Below are 16080 nucleotides of genomic sequence, written 5' to 3' on the forward strand. Positions count from 1 at the left end.
GTCCGGTCAGCCCGTGGCCGCGAACGCCTCGTCCATCTTCTTCGCCGCGTCACCCGAGGCCTTCGCCACGTCCTTCTTGCCGCTGACGATCTCCTGGAACATCGTCGGCAGCACCAGCGAGGCATCGATCTGGCCCCACGCCGGCGTCGCGGGCACGAACTTCGCGCCTCCGGCGAGCGTCTCGACGAACGGCGCGACGAACGGGTCCTTCTTCGCCACCTCGGAGCGCAGCTCCATGTACGTCGGCAGGAAGCCCATCGCGTCGAACAGCTTCCGCTGTGTCTCCTTGCCCGTGAACTGCTTCATCAGGTCGATCGCGAGCGTCCGGTGCGAACTGCTCTTCAGTACGCCGATGTTGTTGCCGCCCGCGAACGCCGGCGCCGTGGCGCCCGCCTTCACGCCCGGCAGCGGAACGACCGCGTACTTGCCCTTCACCGTGCCCGCCTCCACCGCCTGGTGGCTGAAGTCGCCGCCGATCGCCATGGCCGCCTTGCCGGAGGCGAAAGCGGTGACGGTCGCGTTGCCGCCCATTGAGGCGCACTTGGCGGCCGGACAGTTGTCGTCGCCGAACAGCGAGGTGTAGGACTCGATGCCCTTCTGCGCGGCCGCGCTGTTGATGGTGGCCTTGAAGCTGCCGCCGCTCTCCTCGGCCAGTTCGCCGCCGTTGGCCCAGATGAACGGCATCGCGCCGTAGGTGTACGCGCCGCCGACGGCTATGCCGTACAGCTCGGGCTTCTCCGCGTGGATCTTCTTCGCGGTGGAGATCAGCTCGGCCTGTGTCTTCGGCGGGGCGATCGAGAGCTCCTTGAAGACGTCGGTGCGGTAGTACAGGGCCCGTACGCCGACGAAGAAGGGCGCGCCGTAGATCTTGCCGTCGACCGTGACGGACTGGGTGGCGGTCGGGTCGGCGTCCTTCGCCTCGTCCCAGGCGGTGAACTCCTCGCTGACGTCCTCGAGTCCGCCGTCCTTGACGTACCCGGCGGTGTCCGTGTTGCCGTACTCGATCACGTCCGGCGCGCTCTTCGGGTCGTTGAAGGCGGCCTTGATGCGCTGGGCGCGGGTCTCGACCGGGATGTACTCGATCTCGACCTTGGTGTCCTTGTGCTCCTTGGTGAAGGCGGCGACGGCGTCGTCCACGACCTTCTGCTTCGGCTTGTTGTTGACCTCCTGGAACAGCCAGACGCGCAGTGTGCCGCTCTTCTCGTCCTTCTTGGCACTGCTGTCGGAGGACTGGGGAGCGCAGGCGGTGGCGGTGAGGCCGGCGAGAACAAGTGCGGTGACGGGTGCGGCAATTCGGGCGCTGAGCTTCATGCGGTGTCGTCCCTTACGAGTAATCGTTGCAACATATGCAACGTTCGTTTCGTGCTGCACAACACGCAGGAGGCTAGAGCCGCGCAAACAACGGGACAAGAGGTCTCAACCACCTTGTGACCGCCGGGTGCACCCTGTGCAACGCGAACCACATCCCGACGACAACGCGAACGGCCCCCGGGGCGCGCAAACCGCGCGCCCCGGGGGCCGTCCCCACTCACCGACTACCGCACCGACCAGCCCCGAGGACCGGTCGCACGGACCGTGTGACTACTTCTTGTCCTTGCCGCCCTTGTCCTTGTCGCCGCCGGCGCCCATGGACTCGTAGATCTCCTTGCACATCGGGCAGACCGGGTACTTCTTGGGATCGCGCCCCGGCACCCAGACCTTTCCGCACAGCGCCACGACGGGCGTGCCGTCGAGGGCACTCGCCATGATCTTGTCCTTCTGGACGTAATGGGCGAAGCGCTCGTGGTCGCCGTCGCCGTGCGACACCTGTGGCGTCGGCTCTACGAGGGTCCCCGTGCCTGTCCCGCGCTCGGGCTCAAGAGTGCTCATGGGCTCCAAGGGTACTCACTCCGGCGCGCTGTCGGCGGTCACGGGCCCGGCCCGGCGACCGACGGCCCCGTCAGTTGAGCGAAGGGTCGTCCGGGTAGGTGGCGAACATCGCCAGTTCGCTGCGCTGTCTGCGCAGCACGGCGCGCCACAGCGTCTCCGGCCGCGGCGACGAGACATCGCCGGGCTCGGACTCCACGACGTACCAGGCCCCGTCGTTGAGTTCGTCCTCCAGCTGGCCGGGGCCCCATCCCGCGTACCCGGCGAAGATCCGCAGCGATCCCAGCGCCGCGCCCAGCAGTTCGGGCGGCGTCTCCAGATCGACCAGGCCGATCGCGCCGTACACCCGGCGCCAGCCGAGCGGTCCTTCGTCGCCGGGGATCACCGCCACGCCGAGCGCCGAGTCGAGCGAGACCGGGCCACCCTGAAAGACCACTCCGGGCTCGCCCGCGAGACCCGCCCAGGTCTCCAGAATGTCGCCCACGTCAACGGGAGTCGGCCGGTTGAGCACCACGCCGAGGGAGCCTTCGTCGTCGTGATCGAGCAGCAGAACCACCGCCCGGTCGAAATTCGGGTCGGCGAGGGCGGGCGTGGCCACGAGCAGCCGTCCTGTGAGCGAGGACACCTCGGTCATGCGAGACATGATCCCGCATCTTCGCCCTCCGCGGGGGCCGAGCGGCACAGTGTGAGCCGACGCAGCTCAGGACGGCTCATGACGCGGGACGGGCGCACATCGCCGCGACCGCCGGCCGTAACGCTCCGCCAGCCCGCAGGGACCGAGCGTGTTGTACCGAATTCATTACGCTCCTAGTGCGTCCTCGGTCTTACGGGACAGGGGTGTAGGCCCCTTACCCTTTATCACTGGCCCCTGCCCGACTCTCCCCTCGCTCCACTGGGGGGACTCCACCGGAACGCGAGATACATGACCGGCAAAGACGATGTACTGCTTGTCCACGGTGGAACCCCGCTCGAGGGCGAGATCCGTGTCCGCGGCGCCAAGAACCTGGTGCCGAAGGCCATGGTCGCCGCGCTGCTCGGCAGCGAGCCGAGCCGGCTGCGCAACGTGCCCGACATCCGCGATGTACGGGTCGTGCGCGGACTGCTCCAGCTGCACGGCGTGACGGTCCGCCCGGGCGACGAGCCCGGCGAGCTGGTCCTCGACCCGACACATGTGGAGAGCGCCAACGTCGCCGACATCGACGCGCACGCCGGCTCCTCGCGCATCCCGATCCTGTTCTGCGGACCGCTGCTGCACCGGCTCGGCCATGCCTTCATTCCCGGCCTCGGCGGCTGCGACATCGGCGGCCGGCCGATCGACTTCCACTTCGACGTGCTGCGGCAATTCGGCGCGACGATCGAGAAGCGCGCGGACGGCCAGTACCTGGAGGCCCCTCAGCGGCTGCGCGGCACCAAGATCCGGCTGCCGTACCCGTCGGTCGGCTCGACCGAACAGGTGCTGCTGACGGCGGTGCTGGCGGAGGGCGTCACCGAGCTGTCGAACGCGGCGGTGGAGCCGGAGATCGAGGACCTCATCTGCGTGCTGCAGAAGATGGGCGCGATCATCTCCATGGACACCGACCGGACGATCCGGATCACCGGTGTCGACAAGCTCGGCGGCTACACGCACCGTGCGCTCCCGGACCGGCTCGAGGCGGCGTCCTGGGCGTCGGCGGCGCTGGCGACCGAGGGCAACATCTATGTGCGCGGCGCGCAGCAGCGCTCGATGATGACGTTCCTGAACACGTACCGGAGGGTCGGCGGCGCCTTCGAGATCGACGACGAGGGCATCCGCTTCTGGCACCCGGGCGGCTCGCTCAACGCGATCGCCCTGGAGACCGACGTGCACCCCGGTTTCCAGACCGACTGGCAGCAGCCGCTGGTGGTCGCTCTGACGCAGGCGGCGGGCCTGTCCATCGTCCACGAGACGGTCTACGAGTCGCGGCTCGGATTCACCTCCGCGCTGAACCAGATGGGTGCGCACATCCAGCTGTACCGCGAGTGCCTGGGCGGCTCGGACTGCCGCTTCGGTCAGCGCAACTTCCTGCACTCGGCGGTCGTCTCGGGCCCCACCAAGCTTCAGGGCGCGGATCTGGTCATCCCGGACCTCCGCGGCGGCTTCTCGTACCTGATCGCCGCGCTGGCGGCGCAGGGGACGTCGCGCGTGCACGGCATCGACCTGATCAACCGCGGCTACGAGAACTTCATGGACAAGCTCGTCGAGCTCGGCGCGAAGGTCGAACTGCCGGGCGGCGCGGCGGTGTGAGCCCGTCGGGGGCCACCTCCGGGTGGCCCCGCCGCGCGGGTTGACCGGCTCGTCAGGACAAGCTCGTCACGACTGGCTCCGTAAGCTCCGTAAGCTCCGTAAGCTCCGTAAGAACAAACAGCGCGAGGGCGGACGTTCCCAGTGGGAACGTCCGCCCTCGCGCCGTGTGTCGCAGGCAGTTGTCTTACTTGCCCTTGGCGGCTTCCTTGAGCTTCGAGCCCGCGGAGACCTTCACGCTGTAGCCGGCCGGGATCTGGATCGGGTCGCCGGTCTGCGGGTTACGAGCGGTGCGAGCGGCACGGTGGGTGCGCTCGAAGGTCAGGAAGCCGGGGATGGTGACCTTCTCGTCGCCCTTGGCGACGACCTCGCCGATCGTCTCGGCGAGAGCGGCCAGCACAGCGTCGGCGTCCTTGCGGGTCACCTCGGCACGGTCGGCCAGCGCGGCCACCAGCTCACTGCGGTTCATGTTGTTACTCCCGTGTTCTTCTTGCCTGTCAGGCGTGAGATCGAAGCCGATGCTGCCAGGGCCCTCGGACAGTCCCCGGACCCGGGTCTGCTGTCAGACCCTCGCGCCCGAATACGCATCCTGCCCCCACCAGCGGCGGGAAAGCCAATCCGGCACCCTCTGGAGTCACACGAAAAGCGCCACTGCCTCGTGGTGGTGACGTTCCGTCCACCGGGTGGAGACTCCTTGTGGAGATTCCTGTGGAACCGCCGGGCTCATGGACCGCCACCCTAGAGCGGCAGTCCTGGCCCCGCGACTCGCGACGCGCCGTGCGTCAGGACGACGAAGCGCCCGTCACACCCGCTCCGGCCGCTTTCGCGGCGGTGCGCACGGCTCCCGCGACCGCTCCTGCGACCTTGTCGTTGAAGACGGACGGGATGATGTAGTTCGGGTTGAGCTCGTCCTCGGTGACGACGTCCGCGAGCGCGGTGGCCGCCGCGAGCATCATCTCCGTACTGACCGTACGGGACTGAGCGTCCAGCAGCCCTCGGAAGACACCCGGGAAGACCAGCACGTTGTTGATCTGGTTCGGGAAGTCGGAGCGCCCGGTGGCGACAACGGCCGCGGTCTGGCGGGCGATTGCCGGGTCGACCTCGGGGTCGGGGTTCGCGAGCGCGAACACGATCGCACCGTCGGCCATGGCGGCGACGTCCTCGCCGCCGAGCACGTTCGGAGCGGAGACGCCGATGAAGACGTCCGCTCCGGCGACGGCCTGCTTGAGCGTGCCGGTGACGCCTTCGGGGTTGGTGTTGTCGGCGATCCAGCGCAACGGCGAGCCGACGGCCGCGTCCACCAGGTCCTCGCGGCCGGCGTGCACCACACCCTGGATGTCGGCGACGACGGCGTGCTTGACACCCGCCGCGATCAGCAGTTTCAGGATGGCGGTACCGGCCGCGCCCGCACCGGACATGACGACCCGTACGTCCGAGACCGCCTTGCCGACCACTCGCAGCGCGTTGGTCAGAGCGGCGAGCACGACGATCGCGGTGCCGTGCTGGTCGTCGTGGAAGACCGGGATGTCGAGGGCCTCGCGGAGCCGCGCCTCGATCTCGAAGCAGCGAGGGGCGGAAATGTCCTCGAGGTTGATGCCGGCGAATCCTGGGGCGATCGCCTTGACGATCGCGACGATTTCGTCGGTGTCCTGGGTGTCCAGGCAGAGCGGCCAGGCGTCGATGCCGGCGAACCGCTTGAACAGGGCCGCCTTGCCCTCCATCACCGGCAGCGCGGCCATCGGCCCGATGTTGCCGAGGCCGAGGACCGCGGAGCCGTCGGTCACCACGGCGACCGAGTTGCGCTTGATGGTGAGGCGGCGGGCGTCCTCGGGGTTCTCGGCGATCGCCATGCAGACGCGCGCCACACCCGGGGTGTAGATCATCGAGAGGTCGTCGCGGTTGCGGATCGGATGCTTGGACTGCATCTCGATCTTGCCGCCGAGGTGCATCAGGAACGTACGGTCGGAGACCTTGCCGAGGACGACGCCCTCGATCCCGCGCAGTTGCTCGACGATCTCATCGGCGTGCGCCGTGGAGGTCGCCGCGATGGTGACGTCGATCCGGAGCTTCTCGTGGCCGGAGGCGGTCACGTCGAGGCCGGTCACCGAGCCTCCGTGGGACTCGACGGCCCCGGTGAGCTGGGAGACCGCGGTTCCGCTCGCGGGCACCTCCAGCCGGACCGTCATCGAGTACGAGACGCTTGGCGCCGTTGCCATGACCGGGTTCCTCTGCTTTCGCTAGCTTCATTGCCCTGCGGCCGCGGCTGGTGCCCGGCAACGCGTTCTGATGGTCGCACCTACCTGCGGGTAGCAGGTAATAGTGTTCGTTTTGTTTTCGGAAAGGATTTTCCACCATACGAGAAGCGTCGGGGAAACAGAAGAGGATGCAGAAGAGGTCCGCGCCACCAGTGGTGACGCGGACCTCTCCGACGATCTGAAGACACCGACCCGCCATGCTCGCCTCGCGGCAAGTGGTCGCTCGTAGCGACGAAGGTTGGGCCCGGGGGCTTGGATCGGGCCGGTGCCGTACCCAGGCTAACAAACGACCCCGGGAAGTGATTCCTCCATCACGGGTTGACTCCCTGTCAGCAGCCGATCATTAACCGGTCAGTCCCGCAGCAGGTCCGGAACGCCGTCCCCGTCCGGGTCGTCGCGCCGGTCCGAGACCACCGTCAGCTCCTGCGTCGCGCGGGTCAGCGCCACATAGAGCACCCGCAGCCCGGCCGGGCTCTCGTCCGCGATCTCGGCAGGTGACACGACCACCGTGGCGTCGTACTCCAGGCCCTTCGCCTCCAGCGAGCCGAGCGCCACCACCCGGTCGCCGAGCCCCTTGAGCCAACGTGCCACCTGCTCACGGCGGTTCATGGCGGCCACGACGCCGACCGTGCCGTCGACCCGGTCCAGCAGCCGCTGTGCCTCCTCGCGCACGGTCCCGGCGAGGTCCCCGTCCCGTACGACCGTGAAACGCGGCTCCAGGCCCGTCGAACGGACCGCGCGCGGCGACTGGCTGCCGGGCATCGCGAGCCGCAGCACCTTGGCCGCGAGATCGGCGATCTCGGCGGGGTTGCGGTAGTTCACCGTGAGCTGGAAGCGGCGGCGCGGGCGGGAGCCGAGCGCCTCGTCGCGCGCCTCGGCCGCCTCCTCGGGATCCGACCAGGACGACTGGGCCGGATCGCCGACCACCGTCCAGGTGGCCTGCCGGCCGCGGCGGCCGACCATGCGCCACTGCATCGGGGTCAGGTCCTGCGCCTCGTCGACGATGACATGGGCGTACTCGACGCGCTCGGCGGCGAGCCGCTCGGCACGCTCGCGCTGGGTCTCCTCGCGCTGGGGCATCAGCTCCTCAAGACCGGTGAGCTGGTCCAGCGGGTCGAGTTCGCGCTTCTTGCGTGGGCGGGCCGGAGTGCCGAGCAGCGTCTGGAGCTCGTCCAGCAGCGCCACGTCGTGCACGGACAGCGCGTCCCGGCGCAGGGATCGCGCCACCCGGCGAACCTCCCCCGGGTTGATGATCCGGCGCGCCCAGCGGCCGAGCGTCCGCTCGTCGGCCATGGCCTCCAGGACACCGCGCGGGGTCAGCTCGGGCCACCAGGCGTCCAGGAAGGTGATGAAGCTGTCCTCGCCACTGACGTCGTCGTCGAACGAGGACCGCAGCTCGGCGGCGAGTTCGGGGTCGGTGTGCCGGCCCTGGGACCCGGACTTCGCCCACAGCGCGTCGAGCAGCAGCCGCCGGGCACGGGGCCGCAGCAGATTGACGGGCGTGGTCCCGCCGAGGACGTTGTGCCGGATGCGCGTCAGCTCGTCGCCCTCCAGCTCCAGCCGCCGCCCGAAGGCGACGACGCGGAGTCGGGTGGGCGTCCCGGCGCCGCGCGCGGAACGCGGGTCCCCGCCGCGCGAGTCGTCGGCGTCCTCGCCGAAGGCGAGCTGCCCGCCGCGACCGGCGGCGGCACCCGGACCGCCGGTGAGCTCCAGCGCCCCTCTCGTCGCCTTCCGCAGGACCTTCAGCATCCGCAAGGAGCCCTTCACACGGGCCACGTCCGGGGAGTCGTACGCCGTGGCCTCCGCGCCGTCGACGAGGTGGCCGACCGCGCGGATCGCGACCTGGCCCTCCTCGCCGAGCGAGGGCAGCACGCCCTCCGTGTACGCGACCAGCAGCGGCGTCGGCGAGACGATCAGGATGCCGCCCGCGTACCGACGGCGGTCCTGGTAGAGCAGATACGCCGCGCGGTGCAGCGCGACCGCCGTCTTGCCGGTGCCGGGGCCGCCTTCCACATAGGTCACCGAGGCGGCCGGGGCCCTGATCACCAGGTCCTGTTCCGCCTGGATGGAGGCGACGATGTCCCGCATCGTGTGGCCGCGGGCCTGGCCGAGGGCCGCCATCAGCGCGCCGTCGCCGATGACCGGGAGTTCCGCGCCGTCCAGCGTCGCGGCGAGTTCCGGGCGCATCAGGTCGTCCTCGACGCCGAGGACCTTGCGGCCCTTGGAGCGGATGACCCGGCGGCGTACCACCCGGCCCGGGTCGACCGGCGTGGAGCGGTAGAACGGCGCGGCGGCGGGCGCACGCCAGTCGATCACCATCGGCGCGTAGTCGGAGTCGAGGACTCCGATGCGGCCGATGTGCAGCGTCTCCGCGATGTCGGCCGTGTTGTCCGGCCGTACGGCGTCGTCCGCGGGCTCCACCGAGGTGTACGCCCCGTCCGGACCCTTCTCGCCGTCCTTGCCGAGCAGCAGATCGATCCGGCCGAAGAGAAAGTCCTCGAACTCGTTGTTCAGCCGGTTCAGATGGATTCCCGCGCGGAACACCTGCGCGTCCCGCTCGGCGAGCGCGCCGGGCGTGCCGACCTGGCCGCGCTTGGCGGCGTCGTGCATGAGGAACTCCGCCTCGTGGATCTTCTCCTCGAGGCGGCGGTACACCTGATTCAGATGTTCCTGCTCGACACCGATTTCGCGGTCCCGGACAGAGTCGACAGCGGCTTCCTGCGCGGCCACCGGGGCCCCCTTCTGACGTGCACTGGGCAGCCGTCAACCGTACGCGAAGGGGGCGAATCTGTCAGGCTTCGACCTCCACCAGTCGCTTGCCTTCGAACGTACGGACCTCGAAGTGGTCGATGTCGTTCCGGTCCATCGCCGCTCCGCCGTGGACATACAGCGGGTTCTTGGCCGCCTTGTCCGGACTGTCTGGTATGCCGTAACCCCACCTCGGAACGGCCCAGGAGGTCACGACCTCCTCCTCGCCGGTCTTGGAGACGGCGATCAGGTTGCACTTCAGCGGACCCTTGACGTTCTTCAGCTCCAGAACGGTGTGGGTGCCCCAGCCCTTCTTCTCCAGGCCAACGGTCGCGCTGACCTTGGTGGTCGGGTCCGTGGCCTTGACCTTCTCCTCCATGTGGTTGAAGAAGGCGTCCTCGGCCGGGGAGGTCGGGTGCGGGAGCGCTTCGTTGCTGCCGGAGTCGTTCGAGGTGACCACGACCGCGGCGGTGGGACCGCCGATGATCAGGGCCGCGGCTGCCGCGACCAGATACATGCCGCGCCGGCGCTTGGCGGCCCGCTTGGCCGCGACCTCGTCGAGGAGGCCGCCGAGCAGCTTGGGGCTGGGCGGTGCGGGCACCACGGGCACGGCCCGCGGCCGGCCGAAGTCCGACCAGTCCTGGGCGTCCGGCATGCCGGGCATGCTGAGTACGTTCGACCGGCCCGCGGGAGGTGCCGGGGCCTCTGCCAGCATCGCCAGCATCGGCTCCATCCCGGAGAACTCCTCGAGGTGGGCGGCGCAGATGTCGCAGCCCGCGAGGTGCGCCTCGAAGGCGGAGGCGTCCGCGTCGTCGAGCACGCCCAGCACGTACGCGCCGACCGCATCGTGTACGGATTCCTGCTCATACATGGTCATGCCGTGACCCCCCTCTCCTCCAGAGCGAGCTTCATCGAACGCAGTGCGTAGAACACGCGGGACCGCACGGTCCCACTGGGTATGCCGAGCGTCTCGGCCGCCTCATTGACCGTACGACCCTTGAAATACGTCTCGACAAGCACTTCCCTGTGGGCGGGCGTCAAATCATCGAGTGCATCTGAGAGCGTCATCAGCCACAACGCCTTGTCGATCTCGTCCTCCGCGGGCATGACCTCCAGCGGCGACGGGTCGACCTCCTGCGGCCGGGCCTGCCGGCTGCGGTGACCGTCGATGACGATGCGGCGCGCGACCGTCACCAGCCAGGGTCGGACAGAGCCGGTTGCTCGGTTGAGCTGACCGGCGTTCTTCCAGGCACGGATGAGCGTCTCCTGGACCACGTCCTCGGCACGCTGGCGATCGCCGGCAACGAGGCGCAGTACATAGGCGAGCAAAGGTCCCGCATGTTCGCGATACAGCGCGCGCATGAGTTCCTCGTCAGGTGCTGAGGAGTCGATGCGTGGCTTTTCGCTTCGATGGCGGGCCCTTTGCGGACGGTCATCGGCCACGGCCGCATCCTTGCGCACCTGAACCTCCCGGTCGAGACCCTGTTTTGGCTGACTGCTTGTCCTCCTTCACTACGGGGTCAGCAGCCGGATCACTCAATGCCGGGAGAAAAACTTTCCAAGATCTTTCCGAGGGTGCTCGGTGCGGTGATTCAGGCCCGCGCCACGGCCGCTCTGCGCCGGTGACGGGCGACCCGCTCGCGGTTTCCGCACACCTCGCTGGAGCACCAGCGGCGGCGGCGCCCGCGGGATGTGTCCAAGTACACACGCAGGCAACCCTCGCCCTCGCACTGTCGGAGCCTCGCGCGGGCCGCCGGGTCGGTCAGCAGCTCCACGGCGTCGCGGGCGACGGCGGCGAGCAGCGCGCCGCACTCGGGAGCCGCGCCCAGCGCGCGTACGAGACTGCCGTCCTCGTCCCGTACGGCTCTGATGGCGGGCGGCGGTCCCGCGGCGATGGCGTTGACCCGGTCCAGCGCGGACTCGGCGGGCCTGCCGTCGATCTCGGCGCGGACCAACTGGCTGATCCAGCCGCGCAGTTCGGCGAAGCGGTCCACCCACCGGCCGTCCACGGCGGCGAGCTGGGTGTCGGCGGGAACCAGTCCGGCGCCCACCAGCCAGCGGCCGAGCCGGCCGGCACCGGCCAGCGGCTCGCGCCCCGATCCAGTCGGTACGGAACCGGTCTCGGCGGATCCGGTCTCCGCGGTCGCCACCAGATCGAGGCAGATCCGCCCGGAGTCGAACCGCCAGTCGTACGGCGCCGTACCCGTCGCGCCTGCCGTCATGCGCCTGTCACCGCCTATGGGGTCACCGCCGGGTCTCCCCACCAGAGTGCCCTTCCGGGCGTGCGGCCGGAACCCCTCGTTCTTGCGGGTCCGGCCGCATGCGCCGGGCGGAGGGCTCAGTCGCGGGCGATGTCCGGAGCGATGTCCTCGTACCGCTCGACAGGAGCCGTCGTCCGGGCGCTCGGCGCGGCCGCCGGCTTGCCGCAGAAGGCGGCGTCCAGCGTGCGGGCCATCGCGTTCAGCACATTGCTGTTGTTGGAGGTGTTGGCGAGCGCGGTGATGGTGCGCTTTCCGTCCTTCGAGGTGAAGGAGTACGTGTAGTAGCCCTGCACGGTGCCGGTGTGCCCGTACACGGAGACGCCGCAGGCGAGATCGCGGCGGCGCAGGCCGAGGCCGTACCCCTGCGTGCTGTTGACCGGCGTCCACTTCTGCATCTGTGCCAGAGCGTCCGCGGAGAGCAACTTGCCGCGCTGCAGCGCGGAGAAGAAGGTGTCCAGGTCACGGGCGCTGGAGATCATCGCGCCGGCGCCCTGCGCCCAGGAGGCGGTCTGCCGGGTGGAGTCCACCAGCGGCGCACCGGCCTCGTCGGGCTTCAGGTAGCCCTTGGCGTGGCGGCCGGGGAGCGCGGTGTCCGGGTGCACGTAGAAGGTGTCGCGCAGCTTCAGCGGCGCGATGATGCGCGAGCCGTACTCGGTGTGAACGGAGTGGCCGGTGACCTTCTCAATCAGCATGCCGCCGACCACGAAGTTGGTGTTGGAGTACGAATAGGCCGCGCCGGGCTGGTTGTTGACCGGCTTGGCCAGAGACAGGTTCACCAGCTCCTGGTTGGTGAAGACCCGGTTGCGGACGGACTCGAAGCCGGGGACCGTCGCCTCGAACATCTCGTTGGTGTAGTCGTACAGACCGCTGCGGTGGCTCAGCACATGGCGCACCGTGATCCGGTCGTCGGGCAGCAGCCCGGGCAGGTACGTGTTGACCGAGGTGTCCAGGCCGAGCTTGCCCTCGTCGACGAGCTGGAGAAGCACGACGGCGGTGAAGCTCTTGGTGACGGAGCCGACGCGGAAGCGGTCCTGGGTGCTGAGGGCGCGGCCGGTGGCCCGGTCGGCGACGCCCTCGGACACCTTGTGGACGGTGCCGTTGTCGTCGATCCTCGCCATCGCGCCCGGCGCGCCCTCGGCCATCGCCGAACGCAACACCCCGCGCAGCCCCGCGAGATCGGGCGCGGGCAGCGTCTTGGCGACGGCCGACGGCGCGCTCTCTGCGGCGGTTGCCGCCTGCGCGGGGACTGCGAGGAAGGACAGCAGGACCGCGCCGAGCGCCGTGCCTCTGCCCACCATGCCTGAGACCATCTGGTTCTTCTCCTGAACTCCGGTGCGAGCCGCGCCGCGGTTGCGGACGCCGGCAACAGCTATACGCGCCGGAGGTGCGGGCAGGTTGCATCCGCAGGGTGAAGTCCCGAAGTTTTCAGCCTTCTTCAGTGCCTGGGCCCGCCTGCTGGACGCTCGGACATGCGTTTGCGACGCTCGCCCATGGTGAGCGCCACGAGCCGCCGATTGACTGGTCGTATGACACAGAACACGACGCAGAACAGAGCGCAGAACACGACGCGGGGCAGGGCTGCCGGGGCGGTGCTCGGGGCTGCGACCGTGACCAGTGGGCTGATGGCCGGGGTCTTCTTCGCTTACGCGACCTCGGTGATGCCGGGACTCGGCCGCAGCGACGACCGGACCTTCATCGAGGTCATGCAGAACATCGACGACGCGATCTACAACCCGGTCTTCTTCGCGGCGTTCCTCGGCGCGCTCGCGCTGACCGCGCTCGGCGCGTGGCAGCAGCGCCGGGCCGCGTCACGCGGCTGGGTGTTCGCGGCGCTCGTGCTGTACGCCGCCGCGTTCCTGGTGACCGTCGGCGTGAACGTGCCGCTCAACGACGACCTCGTGGCGGCAGGCGACCCCGAGCGGATCGCCGATCCGGGTGCCGTGCGCGAAACGTTCGAGGACCCTTGGATCGCCTGGAACATCGTGCGCACAGTGCTGTCGACGGCTGCACTGGTGTGCCTGTGGCGCGCCACCGCGCTCGTACGTCAGGCGTCCGCGTACTTGGTTCCGGAGGCCTGGTCCAGCGCCAGCCGGTAGCCGCGTTTGACCACCGTCTGGATCAGCTTGGGCGCGCCGAGTGCCGTACGCAGCCGGGCCATGGCCGTCTCGACGGCGTGCTCGTCGCGGCCTGCACCGGGCAGCACGCCGAGCAGGTCGGCGCGCGAGACGACCCAGCCCGGGCGGCGGGCGAGCGCGCGCAGCAGGGCCATCCCGGCGGGCGGCACGAGGCGCAGTTCGTCGTCGACCAGGACCGCGTGGCCGCGGATCTCCAGGCGGCGGCCGGCGACCGGCAGCGCTCGGGCGCGCGAGGGCAGTTCCAGGCTCAGCAGCTGTACCAGCGGGCCGAGCCGGAAGCGCTGCGGCTGCACCGTGGGGATCCCGCGGGCCTGCAGCGGCAGCGCGGTGACCGGCCCCACACAGGCGGCCAGCACCCGGTGCTGGAGCGCCTGGAGCAGATCGGGCAGCAGCCCTCGGGACTCGGCGCGGGAGAGCAGCGAGGCGGCGGCCGGAGCGCTGGTGAAGGACACGGCGTCCAGAGCGCCGGAGACGGTCGCCTCCAGGAGCCGGTCGAGCGGTGCGGGGTCCTCGGGTTCCATCCACCGGTAGACCGGTACGACGACGACCTCGGCGCCCCCGGCCCGTAGCGACTCGACAAATCCGGGCAGCGGTTCGCCGTGCAGCTGGAGTGCGATCCGGCGGCCGGCCACCCCTTCGGTGAGCAGCCGGTCGAGGACTTCCGCCATGGACTCGGAGGCGGGCGACCACTCCTCGGTGAGGCCGGCGGCCCGGACCGCTCCCCTGACCTTGGGCCCGCGGGCGAGCAGTTCCACCCCGCGCAGCCGGGCCAGCAGCTCCTCGCCGTGGCCCCAGCCGTCCGCTGCCTCGACCCAGCCGCGGAAGCCGATCGCGGTGGTCGCGACCACCACGTCGGGCGAGTGGTCGATCAGCTCCTTGGTGGCTGCGAGGAGTTCCGCGTCGTCGGCGAGTGGGACGATGCGCAGCGCGGGCGCGTGAAAGACGTTCGCGCCGCGGCGTCGCAGCAGTGCCCCGAGCTCGTCGGCCCGGCGCGCGGCGGTGACACCTACCGTGAATCCGGCAAGCGGCCCGTGCAGGCGTGCGTCCGTGTCTGCCGTCATGTCTGCCGTCCCGTTGTGCGGTCCCCATGTGCGGGAGTGGGGCGACCGAGCCTGCCAAGGAAGCGTGACGGGCTCGGTTCGCCTGGATTTCCCCGGTGTTACACCTCCGCGTAGCTGAGCTGTGGCTTTGCCTCCGCGACGGGCTGAGCGGCAGCGGCGGGCCGGCGAAGGTATACCGCCCAGGTCACCGCGAAACAGGCCGCGTAGAAGGCGAGGAAGGCAACGAAGGCGGAGGTGCCGGTGCCCGCGGTCAGGAAGGACTGGCGGAAGGCGAGGTTGATGCCGAGACCGCCGAGTGCGCCGACCGCGCCGATGAGTCCCATGGACGCTCCGGACAGCCGGCGTCCGTACGCGGCGGCAGCCTCGCCGGTCATTCCCTTCGCGACGGCCTTGGCCTGGAAGATGCCCGGGATCATCTTGTACGTGGAGCCGTTGCCGACCCCGGTCAGTACGAAGAGCACGATGAACGCGCCGGTGAACAGCGACAGCGACTTCTCCACCGAGGCGAGGACGACGACTCCGGTGGCCGCGCCCATCCCGAGGAAGTTCCACAGGGTGATGCGCGCGCCGCCGTAGCGGTCGGCGAGCCAGCCGCCGAGCGGGCGGATCAGCGAGCCGAGCAGCGGCCCGATGAAGGTGATGGAGGCGGCCTGCAGCGGCGTGCGCCCGAACTGTGTCTGCAGGACCAGGCCGAAGGCGAAGCTGTAGCCGATGAACGACCCGAAGGTGCCGATGTAGAGGAAGGACATGATCCAGGTGTGCGGGTCCTTCACCGCTTCCTTCGACGCTCCGGTGTCGTTCTTGACCGGCGCGAGATTGTCCATGAAGAGGGCTGCGCAGACAGCGGAGACGGCGATGAAGGGGAGGTAGATCCCGAGCAGCACACGCGGTCCGCCGGCCGCCCCGATGACCGCGAGCCCGACCAGCTGGACGACGGGCACACCGATGTTGCCGCCGCCCGCGTTCAGCCCGAGCGCCCAGCCCTTCTTCCGCAGCGGGAAGAAGGAGTTGATGTTGGTCATGGACGAGGCGAAGTTACCGCCGCCCACGCCGGTGAGCATCGCGACCAGCATGAACGTGGTGTATGAGGTCCCCGGCTCCATCACCAGGAATGCCGCGCCCGTCGGCAGGAGCAGCATCGACGCGGCGACGATCGTCCAGTTCCGGCCGCCGAACCGGGCGACGGCGAAGGTGTACGGGACCCGGATGAAGGCTCCGACCAGAGTGGCCATGGCCACCAGGAAGAACTTCCCCGCCGGGTCGATGCCGTACTCCGGTCCCATGAACAGGACCAGCACGGACCAAAGGGTCCAGATGGAGAACCCGATGTGTTCGGAGAGGATCGAGAAGATCAGGTTGCGACGTGCGGTCCGCTCTCCCTGCGCCTCCCAGAATGTCTCGTCCTCGGGGTCCCATTGTTCAATCCACCGGCCAGCCATCACGCGCCTCCACCTGTGTCGTCGTGGGAGCGACGTTAGGAACGGCGCGTTTCGG

The 16080-nt window shown here is 69.6% G+C and carries 14 protein-coding genes; 2 read left to right on the plus strand and 12 right to left on the minus strand.

What is annotated here, in order from left to right; all coding sequences use genetic code 11:
• Positions 1-6 precede the first annotated feature (6 nt).
• The 3 genes from ACH4YL_RS23155 to ACH4YL_RS23165 all read right to left on the minus strand — a co-directional run bounded on the left by ACH4YL_RS23155 (position 7) and on the right by ACH4YL_RS23165 (position 2500).
• On the minus strand, positions 7-1311 hold the full coding sequence (locus ACH4YL_RS23155; RefSeq protein ID WP_398509308.1) for an extracellular solute-binding protein: 1305 nt from the start codon (positions 1309-1311) through the stop codon (positions 7-9).
• 270 nt (positions 1312-1581) lie between these two features.
• Positions 1582-1869 carry a DUF3039 domain-containing protein gene (locus tag ACH4YL_RS23160; protein ID WP_398509309.1) on the minus strand — a complete coding sequence of 96 codons (288 nt, stop codon included), beginning with the start codon at positions 1867-1869 and terminating at the stop codon, positions 1582-1584.
• Positions 1870-1939: 70 nt separating this feature from the next.
• Positions 1940-2500: a YqgE/AlgH family protein gene (locus tag ACH4YL_RS23165; protein ID WP_398509310.1), complete on the minus strand. Its 561-nt coding sequence runs from the start codon at positions 2498-2500 to the stop codon at positions 1940-1942.
• Positions 2501-2788: 288 nt separating this feature from the next.
• Here ACH4YL_RS23165 and murA point away from each other — a divergent pair, with 288 nt between their 5' ends.
• Positions 2789-4129, plus strand: coding sequence for a UDP-N-acetylglucosamine 1-carboxyvinyltransferase (murA, locus tag ACH4YL_RS23170; protein ID WP_398509311.1), 1341 nt, complete (start codon positions 2789-2791; stop codon positions 4127-4129).
• A 184-nt stretch (positions 4130-4313) separates the two neighbouring features.
• Here the strand turns inward: murA and ACH4YL_RS23175 are convergent, their stop codons facing one another.
• The 7 genes from ACH4YL_RS23175 to ACH4YL_RS23205 all read right to left on the minus strand — a co-directional run bounded on the left by ACH4YL_RS23175 (position 4314) and on the right by ACH4YL_RS23205 (position 12700).
• Positions 4314-4595, minus strand: a complete 282-nt coding sequence (locus tag ACH4YL_RS23175) for an HU family DNA-binding protein (RefSeq protein ID WP_103834809.1) — start codon at positions 4593-4595, stop codon at positions 4314-4316.
• Positions 4596-4908: 313 nt separating this feature from the next.
• Positions 4909-6342: an NAD-dependent malic enzyme gene (locus ACH4YL_RS23180; RefSeq protein WP_398509312.1), complete on the minus strand. Its 1434-nt coding sequence runs from the start codon at positions 6340-6342 to the stop codon at positions 4909-4911.
• A 390-nt stretch (positions 6343-6732) separates the two neighbouring features.
• Positions 6733-9111: a HelD family protein gene (locus ACH4YL_RS23185; protein WP_398509313.1), complete on the minus strand. Its 2379-nt coding sequence runs from the start codon at positions 9109-9111 to the stop codon at positions 6733-6735.
• 61 nt (positions 9112-9172) lie between these two features.
• On the minus strand, positions 9173-10006 hold the full coding sequence (locus tag ACH4YL_RS23190) for an anti-sigma factor family protein (protein WP_398509314.1): 834 nt from the start codon (positions 10004-10006) through the stop codon (positions 9173-9175).
• Positions 10003-10590, minus strand: a complete 588-nt coding sequence (locus tag ACH4YL_RS23195) for a sigma-70 family RNA polymerase sigma factor (RefSeq protein ID WP_108148995.1) — start codon at positions 10588-10590, stop codon at positions 10003-10005. The genes ACH4YL_RS23190 and ACH4YL_RS23195 overlap by 4 nt, the downstream gene beginning before the upstream one ends.
• 131 nt (positions 10591-10721) lie before the next feature.
• Positions 10722-11351, minus strand: a complete 630-nt coding sequence (locus ACH4YL_RS23200; protein ID WP_398509315.1) for a CGNR zinc finger domain-containing protein — start codon at positions 11349-11351, stop codon at positions 10722-10724.
• Positions 11352-11467: 116 nt separating this feature from the next.
• The gene (locus ACH4YL_RS23205) at positions 11468-12700 is read right to left on the minus strand and encodes a serine hydrolase domain-containing protein (protein ID WP_398509316.1); all 1233 of its coding nucleotides are present in this window, start codon (positions 12698-12700) and stop codon (positions 11468-11470) included.
• A gap of 216 nt (positions 12701-12916) precedes the next feature.
• On the opposite strand from ACH4YL_RS23205, the gene ACH4YL_RS23210 reads away from it, so the two are divergent.
• The gene (locus tag ACH4YL_RS23210; protein ID WP_398509317.1) at positions 12917-13486 is read left to right on the plus strand and encodes a DUF1772 domain-containing protein; all 570 of its coding nucleotides are present in this window, start codon (positions 12917-12919) and stop codon (positions 13484-13486) included.
• Here the strand turns inward: ACH4YL_RS23210 and ACH4YL_RS23215 are convergent.
• Positions 13435-14586: a uroporphyrinogen-III synthase gene (locus ACH4YL_RS23215; protein ID WP_398509318.1), complete on the minus strand. Its 1152-nt coding sequence runs from the start codon at positions 14584-14586 to the stop codon at positions 13435-13437. The two genes, ACH4YL_RS23210 and ACH4YL_RS23215, sit on opposite strands and share 52 nt — an antisense overlap.
• A 98-nt stretch (positions 14587-14684) precedes the next feature.
• The gene (locus ACH4YL_RS23220) at positions 14685-16025 is read right to left on the minus strand and encodes a nitrate/nitrite transporter (RefSeq protein WP_398509319.1); all 1341 of its coding nucleotides are present in this window, start codon (positions 16023-16025) and stop codon (positions 14685-14687) included.
• Positions 16026-16080: the final 55 nt, after the last annotated feature.

It is taken from the genome of Streptomyces sp. NPDC020681 (assembly GCF_044334895.1).
Lineage (GTDB): Bacteria > Actinomycetota > Actinomycetes > Streptomycetales > Streptomycetaceae > Streptomyces.